The organism is Methanothermobacter sp. EMTCatA1, assembly GCF_002356395.1.
GTDB lineage: Archaea > Methanobacteriota > Methanobacteria > Methanobacteriales > Methanothermobacteraceae > Methanothermobacter > Methanothermobacter thermautotrophicus.
On record NZ_AP018336.1, the window covers coordinates 1,206,155 to 1,223,191 of the forward strand.

Annotated in this window: 13 protein-coding genes; 4 read left to right on the top strand and 9 right to left on the bottom strand. The window is 52.1% G+C overall.

From position 1 onward, the window contains the following. Positions 1 to 127: 127 nt before the first annotated feature. Positions 128 to 1,342 carry a gephyrin-like molybdotransferase Glp gene (gene glp / locus tca_RS06545; RefSeq protein WP_269889659.1) on the bottom strand — a complete coding sequence of 405 codons (1,215 nt, stop codon included), beginning with the start codon at positions 1,340 to 1,342 and terminating at the stop codon, positions 128 to 130. A 189-nt stretch (positions 1,343 to 1,531) separates the two neighbouring features. Here glp and tca_RS06550 point away from each other — a divergent pair, with 189 nt between their 5' ends. Genes tca_RS06550 through tca_RS06560 form a run of 3 tightly spaced genes read left to right on the top strand, consistent with a single transcriptional unit; the run spans position 1,532 to position 4,646 of the window. Beyond that, complete coding sequence (locus tca_RS06550) at positions 1,532 to 2,440, top strand: ABC transporter ATP-binding protein (RefSeq protein WP_286708733.1); 909 nt, start codon at positions 1,532 to 1,534, stop codon at positions 2,438 to 2,440. Next, positions 2,437 to 3,525 (top strand): ABC transporter permease, encoded by a 1,089-nt coding sequence (locus tag tca_RS06555; RefSeq protein ID WP_286708734.1) that lies wholly within the window; start codon positions 2,437 to 2,439, stop codon positions 3,523 to 3,525. Before tca_RS06550 ends, tca_RS06555 begins: the two co-directional genes overlap by 4 nt. Further along, positions 3,522 to 4,646, top strand: a complete 1,125-nt coding sequence (locus tca_RS06560; RefSeq protein WP_010876984.1) for an ABC transporter permease — start codon at positions 3,522 to 3,524, stop codon at positions 4,644 to 4,646. The genes tca_RS06555 and tca_RS06560 overlap by 4 nt, the downstream gene beginning before the upstream one ends. 84 nt (positions 4,647 to 4,730) lie before the next feature. Here tca_RS06560 and tca_RS06565 read toward each other — a convergent pair whose 3' ends face one another. From tca_RS06565 to tca_RS06580, 4 genes are read right to left on the bottom strand one after another with little or no spacing between them, the layout of a single operon-like run. Then, positions 4,731 to 5,282 carry a diacylglycerol/polyprenol kinase family protein gene (locus tag tca_RS06565; protein WP_286708735.1) on the bottom strand — a complete coding sequence of 184 codons (552 nt, stop codon included), beginning with the start codon at positions 5,280 to 5,282 and terminating at the stop codon, positions 4,731 to 4,733. Positions 5,283 to 5,290: 8 nt separating this feature from the next. Continuing rightward, complete coding sequence (purL, locus tag tca_RS06570) at positions 5,291 to 7,435, bottom strand: phosphoribosylformylglycinamidine synthase subunit PurL (protein ID WP_010876986.1); 2,145 nt, start codon at positions 7,433 to 7,435, stop codon at positions 5,291 to 5,293. Positions 7,436 to 7,437: 2 nt separating this feature from the next. Continuing rightward, a complete protein-coding gene (ileS, locus tag tca_RS06575) occupies positions 7,438 to 10,572 on the bottom strand; it encodes an isoleucine--tRNA ligase (RefSeq protein ID WP_286708736.1) in 3,135 nt (1,044 codons plus the stop codon). Positions 10,573 to 10,594: 22 nt separating this feature from the next. Further along, complete coding sequence (locus tca_RS06580) at positions 10,595 to 11,800, bottom strand: methionine adenosyltransferase (protein ID WP_048061035.1); 1,206 nt, start codon at positions 11,798 to 11,800, stop codon at positions 10,595 to 10,597. A gap of 92 nt (positions 11,801 to 11,892) precedes the next feature. Between tca_RS06580 and tca_RS06585 the strand changes: the two genes are divergently transcribed. Next, positions 11,893 to 12,264, top strand: coding sequence for a DUF192 domain-containing protein (locus tca_RS06585; RefSeq protein ID WP_010876989.1), 372 nt, complete (start codon positions 11,893 to 11,895; stop codon positions 12,262 to 12,264). Between the two features lie 67 nt (positions 12,265 to 12,331). On the opposite strand, the gene tca_RS06590 is transcribed toward tca_RS06585, so the two are convergent. The 4 genes from tca_RS06590 to hdrA all read right to left on the bottom strand — a co-directional run bounded on the left by tca_RS06590 (position 12,332) and on the right by hdrA (position 17,001). Continuing rightward, positions 12,332 to 12,721 (bottom strand): HEAT repeat domain-containing protein, encoded by a 390-nt coding sequence (locus tag tca_RS06590; protein ID WP_048061036.1) that lies wholly within the window; start codon positions 12,719 to 12,721, stop codon positions 12,332 to 12,334. A 135-nt stretch (positions 12,722 to 12,856) separates the two neighbouring features. Then, the gene (locus tca_RS06595; RefSeq protein WP_010876991.1) at positions 12,857 to 13,567 is read right to left on the bottom strand and encodes a dihydromethanopterin reductase (acceptor); all 711 of its coding nucleotides are present in this window, start codon (positions 13,565 to 13,567) and stop codon (positions 12,857 to 12,859) included. Then, positions 13,568 to 14,839, bottom strand: coding sequence for a serine hydroxymethyltransferase (gene glyA / locus tca_RS06600; RefSeq protein ID WP_048061037.1), 1,272 nt, complete (start codon positions 14,837 to 14,839; stop codon positions 13,568 to 13,570). It lies immediately after the preceding gene. 182 nt (positions 14,840 to 15,021) lie between these two features. Beyond that, positions 15,022 to 17,001 carry a H(2):CoB-CoM heterodisulfide ferredoxin reductase subunit HdrA gene (hdrA, locus tag tca_RS06605; protein ID WP_048061038.1) on the bottom strand — a complete coding sequence of 660 codons (1,980 nt, stop codon included), beginning with the start codon at positions 16,999 to 17,001 and terminating at the stop codon, positions 15,022 to 15,024. Between the last annotated feature and the right edge of the window lie 36 nt (positions 17,002 to 17,037).

The window sequence follows — 17,037 nt, forward strand, 5'->3', positions numbered from 1 at the left end:
AACCATAAAGCGTTCATATCAGATAACACCCTCTTGTTTTAATGGTTGTTTCAGCAGCCATATATATCCATCAGTCTTAATGCTTCCCTCATCATCCAGATCCAACTTAAGGATCCCTAAACATCCATCATATTACCATGGAATCAAAGAGGAGCACGTCACACTCCTCTCCAGCTGATATCCCCTCAAGGTTCTCATCTATGACTATGTAGGCGTTTGATCCCACCATTGACCTTATAATACCTGATCCTCTGCTCTGCACAGGTTCAACCTCCTCATCATCAGCCCAGGCCCGCAGGTAGTCTGTCCTTCCGGGCCCGGAGGCGACCTTGGCCCTGCACCTCCGTTTCACTGCCCGGTGCCTGTAGTCAAGGTGCTGCATCCTCAGCAGGTAGTACCTTGCAAATACATCGAACTGCACCATGGCTGCAACAGGGTAACCTGAAAGCATGAAGACCGGTGTTTCAGAGACCATCCCAAATGCAACTGGTTTACCGGGTCTCAGGGCCACTCCATGGAATAATACCTCCCCCAGACCATCCACGGCGTCAACAACCACGTCTCCACGGCTTATGGCGGTTCCCCCCGTTGTTATTATCACATCGTATTCACTGGCAGAGGATTCTATCTCCTCCCCAACAGTGTCAATATCATCAGGAAGATGCACGGGATCTGCAGACCCCCCAGCACTTTCAACCAGGGCATTTAATGTGTATAAATTGGAATTGGGTATCTTACCTGGCTCAAGGTCATCAGAAGGGTCCACCAGTTCATTTCCGGTTACTATAACCTTCACTGACGGTCTTCTAAATACCCTAACCTTACTGTAACCTGCTGATGCTGCCATGGCGATTTCCTGTGGCCTCATGAGGGTCCCCTCCCGCAGTACTGTGACCCCTCTTCTCACATCCTCACCGGCCGGAGCCACATTCTCAGAGGGGGCTACTGGCCTTAAAACCCTGATATCTGGCCCATCCTGGAGCGTGTACTCCTCCATCACAACAGCATCGGCTCCGGCAGGGATCGGGGCACCTGTGGCTATCCTCACAGCCTCTCCATGCCCAACATCTACCCCTGAAACCTCACCGGCACCTATCGAGTCTGTGACCCTCAATGTTGAGGGGTTCCCAGGGGATGAACCGAAGGTGTCCTCTGCCCTCACAGCATAGCCATCCATGGCAGACCTGTCAAAGGGTGGCGAGTCAAACCTTGATACTATGTCATCTGCAAGGACCCTGTGATAGGCCTCAAGAAGATCCACGGTCTCTGGTTCCGTGAACCTCTGGTTCTCATCAAGAATCCTGAATGCATCCCTGACCGGTAAGAGCTCTGATAGGAACATGTGATCATCACCGCTTAACTACTCTCTTATATGGACCTATATATAAAGGACCCCCATATAATTAATTCAGGAATTGATGCACTCGATAAAAATGTTATCGCTACAGCAGGGGACCTCCAGTGGTTGACTGGGGGACTCAATGGATGAACATGATATCTCTACGAGGACCCCTGTGGTCCGGGAGGCTCCATGATAGAGGTTGAATCTGTGAGTAAAAGTTTTGGGAGGATCAGGGCCCTTGATAACCTGAGCTTCAGTGTGGCTGAGGGTGAGCTCATGGGTATCATCGGCCACAACGGGGCCGGTAAGACCACGGCCATACGTATAATAGCTGGCATACTTCACCCTGACTCCGGGACCGTCAGGGTGGGGGGCCATGACGTCACAGAGGACCCCCTCAGTGTCAAGTCCATGATAGGTTACCTTCCAGAGGAGCCCAACCTCTACGAGCGCTTCAGGGCAGGGGACCTCCTCCGATACTTTGGTGAACTCTACGGTGTCCCCAGGGATGTGCTTGATGACAGGATAGCTGAGCTCCTTGAACTTGTTGGTATGACCGATAGGGCCATGGACCCCATCAACACCTTCTCCAAGGGCCTCAGGCAGAGGATAGGTATAGCCAGGGCCCTGATACATGACCCTCCCATCATAATATTCGATGAACCAACCATGGGCCTTGATCCTGCAACCGCATTCTCAATAAGGGAGTTCATAAGGGACCTGAAGGGATCAAAGACCATGATACTATGCACCCACTACATGGAGGAGGCTGAGTACCTCTGTGACCGGGTTGCAATAATAAACCAGGGCCGGATACTGGATATTGGAACACCTGATGAACTGAAATCAAAGATCCGGGGGGACCTGGTCCTTGAGGTGAAGGTGAGGGACATTTCCTCTGTAGGTGAGGGTGATCTCATGATGATCCCTGGTGTAAAATCCGTTGAAGTTGATGGCAGCACACTCAGGGTGTCCCTTGAAAACCGGGGGGCCATATCGGGTGTTATAACGGAACTCGGGGCCAACGTATCAGGGGTTAACACCCGGGAGGCCACACTAAACGATGTTTTTATAGAGAGCCTCAGGGGGTCAGGATGAATCTCCTCAAGGTGGCAAAATGGGAACTGAGGAGCACGCTGAGAAGCCGGAAGTTTCTCTTCATATTCCTGTTCCAGATAGCTGTCCTGATTTTAACACTGTTCATGTTCAGTGGATTCACCGATGTGCTGGAGAGTGGTGAAGCCCTCACACCATCCCTCACCGGATTTGCAGAGCTCGGTGTCATTGATCCCTCCGGCCTGATCCAGGGACAGCTTAACCCTGACGTCCTTGATATTCGTGAGGGAGGGGATGCTGGATCCGTGCTGGTGGTTGACAACTTCACGGGCATACCCCTCAATGCAACCCTCTACCTTGACTACTCGGATCCCAGGAGGAGTGTGGTGCGGGATGAAGTTGAAGCCGCTGTTGAAAGGGCCTCCAGCCTGATATCAGAGGAGTTTGTGAAATCGCCTGGTCCTGCCCCGGAGGTCAGGGAGGAGACCCGTGGGGAGCCGCTCCCGGTTCAGCTTGTGACAAGGGTGATGGTTTCAATCCTCCTCTTCCTCCCTGTTTTCCTGTTCGGTAACCTTGTTGTGGACAGTATCGTGGGTGAGAAGGAGCGGAAGACCGGGGAGGCCCTCCTTGCCATGCCGGTCAGGCGTTCAGAGATCATCCTCGGTAAGTGCCTCTCGGTGATCACTGTACTTGCCCTCCAGATCGGTGTATGGATGATCCTGATCATTGCCTTGGGGTTCCATATGGTCAACCCCCTGGGCGCCTATTTCACAGTTGTTGCCTCATCGGCTCCGGTTGTGGGGCTCACCGCCCTCATATCTGTCTATGCAAGGAACTACCGTGAGGCTGGTATAGGGATAACCCTGGCTTACATCATATCTGCAGCGTACCTCATTGCCCCGTCCCTGGCCTACATGGCAGGTTCATCAGGTTCAGTTTCACCCATGACACTCACAATAAAGATGATATCGGGCCAGGCCCTGGGGGCTTCCGACATCATTCCTCCAGCCATCTCAATCCTGGTACTCAGCATCATATTCTATGGCCTTGCAGTCAGGCTGTTCGGGAGGGATGATGTGGTATTCGGTCCCAGACCAGGTATACTGAGGTTAATGGTGAAACCATGAAACTGAAAGCACTGGCACTTAAGGAGGCCCGTGATATATTCTCCAACAGGATCTACATGCTTCTCATCCTCGTTCAGGTCATAATAATACTGGGGGCCTATGGACTCGCCATTGTGAGCTCGGTTGCTGCCGACCCCCAGCTGATAGAGAGGTGGGGTGGTTCAGGTTTCCTGAAGGTCGGTGTGGTTGATGGTGACGGGCTCCTCACTGAGGGCCTTGAAAGGGAGGGTCTCAGTGTAAGGGAATTCAGTGACATTGAGAGCGCCAGGAAGAGCCTTGGATCAGAGGTTGTGGCCATCGTCTACCTGAGTGGAGGAGACGTGAGGATAGAGGCCGACACCTCCAGCGTGTTCTACACAATCATGAGCGAAAGGCTTCAGGGCGCAGCTTCATGGTATATAAGTCAGAAAAGGTTCAGGGAGTCTGGACTCCCGGCCGGGACAATCCAGGCCCTTGAGGAACCTGTGAAGCTTAAGGTTGTCCCCATCAGGAGGGAGGACTACAGGCCCCTTGCCCTTGAGAGCTCCTACTTTGTGGAGATAATGTACGGCTTCATCCTCCCCTTCGTTGTCTTCCTCCCCTTCTTCCTGGGGAGCAACATGGTAACGGACAGTGTCGTGGGAGAGAAGGAGCGGAAGACCTTTGAGGTGCTGCTCATGGTACCCCTCTCCGAGACCATGATAATCCTCGGTAAGATACTGCCATCACTGGTATTCTCATTTATCCAGAGCATGCTCTGGCTTGGACTCCTGGTCCTTCTGAGGGTACCTGTGTATAACATGCCATTACTGGCCCTTCTCCTCCTCATTACAGGTCTTGGATTCATTGGTGTGGGTCTGTTCATATCAATCCTTGCAGACAGCACAAAGGAGGCCAACTCAGCAATTACCGTTGTACTCTTCTTTGCAACCTTTATCCTCTTTGTGCCGCTCTTCATGGATATGGGTGCCCTCAACCCCCTAATAAGGTTCATACCCAGCCTGCTAATTGTTAAAATGTCATCAGGACCCCACCTGGACCCCGGGATTATCTATGACATGGTACCATCTACAGTTTTCTCGGTGCTCATATTCCTGGCAGCCGTTGTCTCCTTCAGAAGGGAGGGCGTTATAAGGCTCTGAACAGAAAAACCTCTCAAAACTGAATATCGCTTATAAACTTAACATAAACTGAAAATAACTAATTGTGTCCCGGTGTAAGGACATTTAAATCAGTAGAATAGCCCCCACCACAAGGGGGATGACTATATTATCCTCCACCGGTGTGTATGCCTCCACCAGCATGCCTGTGATGGCGCCTGTGAGGGCATGTATGGGTTCAACGAAGAAAAGGGACCCCAGGAATCCTGCTGCAAGGAATGCTGCTGACCCCTCAATGCTCTTATCATGTTTAAGTGGGAGGGGGTGTTTCCCGAACCTCCTCCCGATTATGGTTGATAGTGAATCTCCGTGTGTCAGTATGATGATGGCTGCATTGGCCACAGCCATGTTGAATCCAAAGAGGGAATAGGTGAGGGTCATGCCAATGAAATAGTAAATGAAGCCCCTCTCAGTATCATCCCTTCTGCAGCCCCTCAGGATTACTGAGAAGAAGGGCAGGTAGAATCTCCTGTCAAGCTGGAATATGATCTCCCCACATATGGCTGCTGCAAGGGAGAGGATTATCATGGAGGTGGTGTCCAGGTAGCCTGCAAGGATCACGAAGACTATGCCGGTTGCATGTATCAGCTGCCTGAAGAATTCCCTCCGGTATTTCAAAGGAACACCTATGTGGACATGTATGCCTCAATCACGCCGTGATAGGCATCATCAAGTTCTGAGATGTCCAGGGCCACATCGCCGAATTCAAGGGTCCTGCCGCCGGTGGTTCCAATAACAGCCCATGGGACATCCAGCCCGCCCAGTATGTCCCTGGCTGATCCCCTCACGGTCATTATGTACCTTCCATTGGACTCTGAGAAGAGGGCCTCGTGGATGTTCCTGAATCTGCCAGGGATCTTCATGGGGTCTATCCTGGCCCCGATGCCTGACTTTATGGCCATCTCAGCCACTGCCACAGCTATTCCCCCGGCTGAGCAGTCATGGACCGCTGTCACCTTATTTCCGGACCCGTCGATTATCTCCTTAACTGCCTTTGCAGCTTCAAACTCTGCCTTAAGATCTGTTTCAGGGGGTTTTCCATCCACGATACCATGAACTGTCCTCAGGTACTCTGATGCGCCCAGTTCCGGCCCTGTTTCCCCGATGACCACTATCTCCTCCCCCTCGTCCTTGAAGTCCAAGGTCTTTATGCTATCAAGGGATAGTTTACCTGCCACACCCACCACAGGGGATGGGTTCACGGTGACGCCCTCTGTCTCATTGTAGAAGCTCACGTTACCACTTATAACGGGGGTGCTGAAGGTTTCTGCCATATCAGCCATGCCCCTCACACATTCCCTGAACTGCCAGAATACCTCAGGCTTCTCTGGGTTGCCGAAGTTGAGGCAGTCAACTATGCAGACAGGCCAGGCCCCCATTGATACAACGTTCCTTATGGCCTCCCCGACCGAGGCCGCGCCTCCACCGTAGGGGTCGAGCTTCGTGTGGATGCTGTTGCAGTCGACGGTGAGTGCAACCCCTGTTGTGCCATCAACCCTCAGGACGGCTGCATCGTCCCCTGGTTTTACGACGGTCCTTATCTGGACCTCATGGTCGTACTGCCTGTAAACCCAGCGCTTGCTTGCAATGTTTGGTGATGATATCAGCTTCAGGAGTGTGTCCTTAAGGGGGGGATGCTTAACCTCCACCTGTCCCTCCGGTAGCTGGGGCTTTCTGGCTTCCCTCTCAACCACTGGAGGGTCCGCCAGGAGCTTTGCTGGTAGATCAGCTATAACCTCGCCCTCGCTCTCAACGATCATCCTGCCTGTGTCTGTAACCTCACCTATAACCGCTGCTGGTAACTCATATTTCCTGCAGATTTCCATTGCAGCCTCAACATCATCTGGTGCCATCACGAAGATCATGCGCTCCTGTGACTCTGATAGCATGATCTCATAGGGGGTCATCCCCTCCTCCCGCAGTGGTATGGCCTCGAGGCTGACCCTTGCACCGTTGTCACACTTGGCGACCAGTTCGGAGATGCAGCAGGTCAGACCTCCCCCTCCAAGGTCCTTGACTCCTGAGACCTCTATCTCATCCATTATCTCGAAGCTTGCCTCCATGACCATCTTCTTTGTGAAGGGATCCCCCACCTGGACCGCGGGGCGGTCCTCGAGTTCAGAGGAACTTGTGAGCTCCTCGGATGCGAAGGTTACTCCATGTATCCCGTCCCTTCCTGTCCTTCCCCCCATGAGGAGGAAGACGTCGCCGGGGCGGGGGGCGATTCCCCGCTTTATATCATTCTTAGGTACAAGTCCCGCGCACATAACATTTACGAGGGGGTTCAGCTGGAAGTTTTCATCGAATTCGACCTCGCCAGCAACTGTTGGTACGCCCACACGGTTCCCGTAGTCTGATATTCCCCTGACAACGTGCTCAAAGAGGTACCTTGACTTCTGGTCCTCAAGGTATCCGAAACGGAGTGAGTCCAGGAGAGCCACCGGCATGGCCCCCATTGAGATTATATCCCTTAATATGCCCCCTATACCTGTACCTGCGCCACCATAGGGTTCTATGGCTGAGGGGTGGTTGTGACTTTCAATTCCGATGACCAGTGCCAGTTCATCGGTTATCTCCACAACACCTGCATCATCACCCGGGCCGATTATGACATCCTCGCCCTCTGTAGGGAAGAGGCCCAGGACCGGTCGGCTGCTCTTGTAGGAGCAGTGCTCCGAGAACATGACATCCAGCATCCCGTACTCGAGGGGGTTGGGGTCCCTCCCAAGCTCCTTCCTTATAAATTCCATTTCAGAATCGGTTAAAACCATTTTCACACCTTTGCAGGTTTTATTGATATTATCAGGTTTTCGTCTGATATCTTCCATTCCTTGGTGTATTCGAGTTCAGAGTAATCAAAGGATAGTGTGCTGGCCCTCACCTCGTTCTCTATGAACTCCCTCTGGGGTTCTGTGAGTTCCCTGAATTCTTCGCTGCATTTAACTGACACCTCTATGCTGGCCTCAACGTCCAGGTCAAGGTCCTTCCTCATATCCTGGATTCTCCTTACAAGTTCCCGGGCCATTGCCTCGCTCATGATCTCAGGTGTGAGCTCTGTGTCGATGAAAACGCTTCCCCCATCGAACTGAGCGCTCACTATATTCTCTGGAAGCTCTGTTTCAAATACAATATCCTCAGATGTGAGTTTAAATTTCTTGCCATCAGTTTCAACCGTGAACTCACCATCGGAGTCCAGTGCAGCCTTCACTGCTGATCCGTCTGCGCCTTCCAGTTCCCTCATCACCAGGGGCATGTCCTGCCTCAGCCTGGGCCCCAGGGTTGCTGGATTTGGCCTGGCTATTATTTTCATGTCAGGGAACTCCGTTGAGGTTTTGATGGACTTTGCATTGGCCTGCTCTGCTATGACGTTCTTGAGGGACTCTGCGGCCTTCAGAACACCTTCATCCTCAGACACCACCACCATCTCCCTGACCGGCCATCTGAGCTTGTACCTTGCTGTGTCCCTGGCCCTTGCGCAGGCCTCTATTATCTCCCTGACGATATCCATATCGGCCTCAAGCTGGCTGTCAACTGCCCCCTCATCCAGGATCCAGTCAAGCATGTGTATGCTCTCTGGTGAATCCGGTTCAGCTCCCCTTACAAGGTTCTGGTAGATGTCCTCACATACGTGGGGTGCCATCGGTGATAGGGTGACTATGAGGGTCTTGAGGACCGTGTAGAGGGTGTGGTAGGCTGCGAGTTTATCGGGGTCGTCCCTCTCTATCCAGGTGCGGCTCCTTATCAGCCTTATGTACCAGCGGCTGAGGTCCTCCACTATGAAGTCATGGATTTCACGGGTGGCCCTGTGGAAGTGGAGGTTTTCAATGGCCTCTGTGACCTTAAGGGCCACGGAGTTGATCCTTGAGAGGATCCACCGGTCCTCATCCCTGAAGCTAAGATCCTCAGCACTGTGGTCTCCTGGCTGGAACCTGTCAAGGGACATGTAGGTTGTTGCGAATACATAGACATTCCAGAGTATGTTGAACATTTTGTTGACGTTCCTGAGCTCATCCCATACAAATTTGAGGTCCTCCCATGGCTTGTTTGCCCAGAGGAGATAGAATCTCAGGACGTCTGCACCATACTTCTCTATGACATCCTCGGGTTCAACAACGTTTCCCAGGGATTTGCTCATCTTACGGCCCTCTTCATCCAGGGTGAAGCCGTGCATGAGGACCCTCCTGTAGGGGACCTCATCCAGGGCTATGACACCGCATCCCAGCTGTGAGTAGAACCAGCCACGGGTCTGGTCATGGCCCTCGGTTATGAAGTCGTAGGGGAACCATTCCCTGAAGAGTTCTGTCTCTGAGGGGTAGTGGAGGGCTGCCCAGCCAGCCACCCCGGAGTCTATCCAGACATCCAGGACGTCAGGTGTCCTCTTCATCCTTCCACCGCATTCACCGCATTCAAGGACTATCCTGTCCACGTGGGGCCTGTGGATGAAGTCTCCCTCGAGTTCTCCCTCCACCGCCAGCTCCCTGAGTTCATCTATGGATCCAACCACGTGTATGCTGTCACATTCCTCACATATCCATATTGGTATGGGTATTCCCCAGTACCTCTGCCTTGAGATGGTCCAGTCACGTGCATTCTCTATCCAGTTCCTGAATCTGCTCTCCCCTGCCCATGAGGGGACCCACTGGACCCTGTCAAGTTCCCTCAGCATCTTATCCTTTATCTCGGTTATCTTGAGGAACCACTGCTCTGTTGCAAGGTATATTATTGGTGTCTTGCACCTCCAGCAGAACCCGTACCTGTGGCTTATGGTCCCGGCCTTCAGGAGCAGACCCTTTGATCTGAGGTCAGCTATTATGTCTTCGTCGGCATCCTTGACAAAGCGGCCAGAGTACTTTCCTGCTTCCTCTGTGAAGATGCCTGCCTCGTCCACCGGACAGATGACCTCAAGACCATACTTCTTACCTATCTCGAAGTCCTCTGGACCATGCCCCGGTGCTGTGTGGACGCAGCCTGTCCCCTCTGTCAGGGTTACGTGGTCCCCCAGGATCACCCTGTGTTCAATCTCCCTGTGGAGGGGTACCTCATCATCGAGGGGGTGCCTGTAGGTTAAACCCTCTAGTTCGGTCCCTTTAACCCTTTTCAGGATCTCGGCTTCTTCACCAAGAACCTTCTCGACCAGAGCCTCTGCCATTATGTAGGTTTCTCCATCAAGGCGTGCGTAGGCGTATTCAAAGTCCGGGTGGACCGCAACCGCCATGTTCGCAGGGAGAGTCCAGGGCGTGGTTGTCCATACAAGTATGTGGGTGTCCCCTGAAACAGGGAACTTCACATAGATTGATGGGTCCTCCTTATCATGGTAGTCGATCTCTGCCAGGGCCAGGGCTGTTTCACAGCGTGGACACCAGGTTATGACCCTCAGATCCCTCACAAGGAGGTCCTTTTCATGGGCCCTTTTGAGGGTCCACCAGCATGATTCCATGTAGGCGGGGTCAAAGGTTACATAGGGGTCATCCCAGTCCATCCATACACCCAGACGCTGGAACTGGCCTGTCATGACTGCCTTATTCTCAACTGCAAATTCCCTGCATTTGTTGACGAATTCCTCGATTCCAATCTTGTCCTCAATGTCCTTCTTGCTCCTGACACCAAGGAGTCCCTCGACCTTGTGTTCGATGGGGAGACCGTGGGTGTCCCATCCAGGCTGCCTCCTGACATTGAACCCCTTCATTGACTTGAAGCGGAGGTATGTATCCTTCATTATCTTGTTCCATGCTGTGCCGAGGTGAATCCTTCCACTGCAGTAGGGTGGGCCGTCAAGGAATGAATAGCGTGGCCTATCCTCCCTCAGTTCCTTCACCCGTTCATAGATGTCCCTTTCTTCCCAGAAACTCTGGACCTTCTCCTCGATCCTGTGGGGTCTGTAGGATTTTTCGGCTTCCTGGATTGGCATGTGTTTCTCCCTCAGCTGGATATTAGAAGGTCCTGAGCTGTCCCTTCACTAACATCTCGGTTATGCTGGGTATGTCCTCCAGCCAGGCGTCCATGACACCTGAAACCTTCCCTGTGACTTCATCCATTGTATACCCGTCCTCAAGGATCACCTGGGCTGTTGCAGCCTTTGGATGGTCAATCGGTTTTCCTATCTGGCTCAGTATCATTATGTGGACCTGTTTAACACCCTCAACACTTTCAACTATATCTCCGGCCATCTGGTTTGAGAGGAGGTTGTAGATCTTACCCACATGGTTTATGGGGTTCTTACCTGATGTTGCCTCCATTGACATTGGCCTGTTGGGTGTTATGAGTCCATTGGCCCTGTTACCCCTTCCAACTGATCCATCGTCACCCATCTCTGCGGAGGTCCCTGTTACAGTGATGTAGACTGAGGGTTCATCATCCTCGCAGCGGTCGGCGGTGTTGACAAAGACCTCAAGGTTCCTGTCTGTGAGTTTTGAGGCGATTTTGAAGACCTCATCCCTCACAACGTTCTTGACCTCCAGGTACTCCTCGAGGTCTGAGACGTACCTGTCAACCATTGCACAGGCGACCGTGAGTGTGATGTTATCATTTTCCCTGAGCCCCATGACCTTTATGTCCTCACCAACGGCAGGGTGCTTCTTCTTGAATTCGGGTGAGTTCAGGAGGTTCTCTGCCTCCATGACTATCCTCTCTGTCTCTGAGAAGGGAGCGAATCCAACACCGAAGGATGTGTCGTTTGAGAGGGGTGCCCTGCCCTTCCTGGCAAATACATCCCTGAGGTCCCCTGAGCCATGGCCGATCTTGCACTCAACCACGGCGCAGGTTTCAACATCAAGGTTCAGTATGTTCTCCCTCAGGTACTCCTTGGCCGCTGAGATGGCTATCCTGTCGAGGCCTATCTTCTCACCATCAACCTCTGCTATGCCCCTCCCTGTGAGGAGTATCTCCATGGGTTTTATGACCTCGCCGCCTCCGAACTGGGGGGCTGATTCGCCGGCTGTTATCTGAACCTCGTCGGTGTTGTGGTGCATTATTGCACCGAACCTGTCAAGGTAGGCGTTGCATAGGGCCCTGCTCACTGATTCCGCGATCCCGTCACTTATACTGTCCGGATGCCCTATGCCCTTCCTTTCAACTATCTCCACCTTCTGATCCTCGATTGGTGTCTGGTTAAGGGGTTCAACGATAATATTTCTCACAGTGATAACCTCCTGATGAATATCCACAGTAATGGTTTATGGTTTTGGGGTGATGATATAAATAAGTATATACATCCAGTTCAGGAGAAATTATGATGAAGAGAGAGGTCATTAATAAGACGCGGGGCACCAGTCTGGGTGCCGTCAGATTTGCCAGGACATTCATGTCACGCTTCAGGGGCCTGATGCTACGCAGGGACGTTGAAACCGGACTTGTGCTGGAGATACCTGTGGGGAGGGGGAGGTATGGCTCAGGGATACACATGTTCTTCATGCTTGTCCCGCTGGACGTTTTATTTGTTGATGGAGATATGCGGGTCGTTGACAGTGTAACCCTCAGGCCATGGCAGATCTACAACCCCAGGAAACCCGCAAGGTATGTTATAGAACTCAGGGAGGGAAAGATCAGGGATTCAGGGACCCGGGTTGGGGATACAATCGAATTCAGGGACCTGCAGTCCTGATATGATTTCAGTAGGTGATCTGCCAGATGCTCATACCGGATAGCAACAGCCAGAGCAGAACTCAGAACTAAGCTGCACGTTTCCTTATCTCAGAAATGGCGACCTCAGCCACCCTCCTAACCATCGGGCTCTCATCATCAAGGAGCTCCTCAAGGTCCGGGATTGAATCCTCATCACCCAGTATCCCGAGGGCCAGTGCACACGCATATCTGACTCCAGGTTTATCATCCGAGAGGTGCTCCCTGAGTGGTTCAACCGCCATCCTATCATCAAAGGTTGCAAGGGCGAGCGCTGCAGCCTCCCTCACATGGTAGTCCTCATCATCAAGGGCTTCAATGAGTGGCCCCACTGCACGTGGGTCAGCCACCTCTGCAAGTAGTTCCACGGCATCCTCACGCACGACCCAGTCCGGGTTCCGGAGTTCCTCCAGAAGAAAATCTATTCGTTTACCCTCCATAAAAAACACCCCTGAGGTTTATATGGTCCTGAAAAAAATTAAGTTTTTTGGTTTTTTTTATTGTCTATTATTAAGACTGATCAGGGTGCCTTTCGGTGTTTGAATAGCTGCCGGATGGTTTTTGTATTATCCTGCTTAGATATGACTGTGCGCCATGTTCTCCAGAATCTCCCCGGGTTTTGCGAAAACCCTTATTCCATCCATTGCAGCGAGTCTTGCTGTGTTCCTTATATCCACTTCCCTCATGTGTATGGTTATGATCCGGCCCCCTGAGACCGCGCCGTGGGGACAGGCTGTTCTGCAGGCGCCGCAGCCCCTGCAGCTGAGTAGTCTTATCTCAACACCCGGAACTATGGCGTCCTCGGGGCATGCTGCAGCTGCAAGACATGGTTCACATCCTCTGCAGAGTTCAAGTTCAAGTTTTGATGGCAGAACCGTCTCAACGTCGCCCTCCTCAAGGTCAACGGGTACACAGTAAACCGGCACCCCACCCTTGCCTGCCTGGGCAACTGCATTGGTGACAAGGGTGTCTGCTATGCCGTGGACGACCTTGGCCACGGTGTTGGAGGTTACAGGTGAGACCACCAGGAGATCGTATCTTCCCATGGAAAGCCTACCTGTTATGGGGAAACTGTAGCCCTCCTGGTCCTCGGTTATGAGTTCCCGGTAGTAACCCCCTGAAAGTCTTTTAACCCTTTCAAGGAGGCCGTACATCCTCAGGACCTCCTCCGCTGCGCCTGAGAGCAGAATGGTCACCTCGTGTCCCCCTTCAACCATGGCCTCAAGGGCCTCGACGCTTTCAAGGAGGAGGTGGCCTGCACCTGTGAATGCCCAGGCAATCCTCATCTACTGGATCTCCATGTACTTGTAGGCCTCCGAGTCCTCAAAGGCGTAGTGGACCCGGGTATATGATGACATGAACTCTGCAACCTCGTCCCTGACATCCTTTCCGTCCATAACAACTCTCTTGATGTACTCTGCAACCTCTGACATCTCTGACTCCTTCATGCCCCTCCTTGTTATCTCCTGTGTACCTATGCGTATCCCTGATGGGTCATCTGACCTGTTCACATCATCCCATGGGAGGAGGTTCTTGTTGAGTATTATGTTGTTGGCCTCGAGCCTCTTTGAGATCTCTGCTGCCCTTCCAATATCAGAGACGTCCATCACCACCTGGTGGGACTCTGTGAAGTCAAGGTGCTCACATAACACGTTGAATCCGAGTTCATGGAGGTTTTCAGCGAGTTTCCTGGCATTATTGATTGTCTGGGCTGCATATTCAGCTCCAAATTCCAGCATCTCTGCCGTTGCTATCCCAAGGCCGGCCACGTGGTGGAGGTGGTGGTTGCTCACAAGTCCGGGGAACACCGCCTCATCTATGTCAGCTGCAAGTTCCTCCCTGCAGAGGATTATACCGCCCTGTGGGCCCGGGAAGGTCTTGTGGGTGCTTCCAACAAGCATGTCGGCGCCCTCACGTAGTGGGTCCTGGAAGTAGCCCCCTGCAATGAGGCCCAGGACGTGGGCACCATCGTACATTATCCTTGCCCCCACCTCCTCGGCGGCCTCAAGAGCCTCCTCCACAGGGTGAGGGAAGAGGAAGAGGCTTCCGCCGAAGAGTATTATCCTTGGTTTAACCTCCAGTATCTTCTTCTTCATTGCATCGGCGTCTATGTTCATGTTCTCAAAGTCAAAGGGGTGTGTGTATATCTGGAAACCCCTTACACCGGCTGCGCTGACCCTGGCATGGGATATGTGTCCTCCGTAGGGGACCTCCATGGCCATTATGGGGTCGCCCACCTCTGCTGTGGCGAAGAAACAGGCGAGGTTTGCCACGACACCTGATGTTGGCTGGACGTTCGCATGTTCCGCCCTGAAGAGCCTCTTTGAAAGTTCAATTGTTAACTCTTCAATCTCGTCGATGTACCTGCATCCCTCATAGAGTCTTTCACCGGGGAGGCCCTCTGCATATCGGTGGGATAGATCCGAGAGGAGTGCCTCCTTCACCCGTGAACTCGTTATGTTTTCACTTGCTATGAGGTTAATGCTTGACTCCATCCAGCTGTTATGGTCCTTCATAAGCTGTCTGATCTTCTCGGTATAATCCTGATTGCTGACCATGAAAATCATCTCCAATAGGAAAATAGTTGCAATGACAATATAAAATTGGTGTTAACTTCCATTACCAGTTGCGATGTCAACATAAAAAACGCGTGTTGATAGCTGGGGGGATTCCGAATCCGATTGCTCGGAGTATTATGTAAGTTAGAAAAAGGATAAAGGATTTGATGGGGTTAACCCATCTATTTTGCCTGTTCGTTGAGTGCAGCTTCGATCTGGGCCATGATCTGCTCGGTCCTGAAGTGCTGCTGGTCCATGGCACCTGATGGGCATGCTGCCACACATGTTCCGCATCCCTTACAGAGGGCCACGTTAACGTTTGCATGGCCTTCCTCTATGCTTATGGCACCGAATGGACACAGTTCTATGCAGACCTCACATCCACCGCAGACATCGGAGTCTGTCACGGCGACTATTGGCTCGATTTCCACTTCACCCTTAACCATTGGTATTGCTGCACGTGCAGCTGCACCTGATGCCTGTGCAACAGCGTCAGGAATGTCCTTTGGACCCTGAGCAACACCTGCAAGGTACACACCGTCTGTCAGTGTGTCAACCGGCCTGAGTTTTGGGTGAGCTTCCATCAGGAATCCGTCTGCAGATTTGGATAGACCTATGGTCTGTCTGAGTTTCTCAGAGCCCTCTGGTGGGACAAGTCCCACACCGAGTACAACCATGTCGTAGTCGTACTCTGTGACCTTACCGAGGAGTGTGTCCTCTGATCTCACTGTGAGTGTCAGGTCAGGGTTTTCGAGGATCTCAGCAGGTCGTCCCCTGATGAACTTGATTCCGTATTTCTCCTGTGAACGTTTGTAGAATTCCTCGAATCCTTTACCGAATGCCCTTATGTCCATGTAGTAGAGTGTGACCTCGGTATCAGGCATCTTGTCCTTTATGAGCTGTGCGTTCTTCATTATGTACATGCAGCAGACACGGGAACAGTATGGTTTTCCGATCTGTTCGTCCCTTGAACCGACACAGTGTATGAAGGCAACCCTCTTGGGTTTTTCACCGTCTGATGGTTTGATGACCTTACCATCGGTTGGACCTGAAGCGTTGATCATCCTTTCAAGTTCAAGACCGGTTATTACGTTTGTATGTCTGCCGTAACCGTATTCGAGCTTCTCGGTTGGGTCGTAGGCATCGTATCCTGTGGCCACGATTATGGTACCCACTTCGATTTCGATTTCCTCTGGTTCCTGGTCGTGCTTAACGGCTCCCCTCTCACAGATCTCATCACAGAGCATGCACTCTATACAGTAGTCCTTGTCGATGGTTGCGCAGAGTGGAACTGCCTGTGGGAATGGTATGTAGACCGCCTTGGTCATACCGATTCCCTCGTCGAAGTAGTTTGGCATTTCAATCGGACATACTTCGACACAGGAACCGCATCCGGTACACAGATCTTCATCTATGTATCTGGGTTTCTTCTCGATTTTGACCTTGAAGTTACCTATGTAACCGTCAACTTCCTTAACCTCAGCGTAGGTTATGAGTTCAATGTTGTCATGTTTACCGACGTCCACCATCTTAGGTGCGAGGATACACATTGAACAGTCGAGGGTCGGGAATGTCTTGTCGAGCTGACCCATCCTTCCTGAGATACTTGGCCTCTTCTCAACCATGTAGGTCTTGAATCCCATGTCAGCAAGGTCAAGGGCTGTCTGTATACCTGCAACCCCACCACCGATGACGAGGGCCTTGTCATCCACACTGACCTTTGATGCCTCCAGAGGTTCCAGGAGCCTTGCCTTGGCAACGGCCATCCTCACAAGGTCCTTGGCCTTTTCTGTTGCACCCTCAGGGTCGTCCATGTGCACCCATGAGTCCTGCTCCCTGAGGTTTGCGAATTCGAAGAGGAACTGGTTGAGTCCTGCTTCCTCAACACATCTCCTGAAGGTTGGTTCGTGGAGCCTTGGGGAACATGCAGCCACAACAACCCTGTTCAGTCCGAGCTCCTTGATATCCTTCTGTATCTCGAGCTGACCTGGGTCTGAACAGTAGTACTTGTAGTCCTTTGAAACTACAACGTTGGGTAATTTTGCAGCGTAGTCCCTGACAGCTTCTATGTCAACCACACCGCCGATGTTTACACCGCAGTGGCAGACGTAAACACCAATTCTTGGTTCTTCCATTGTTTCTTCTTTTTTTTCTTCTGCCATTAGATCACCTTGCATAGGGGTATCTAGCAATGATAG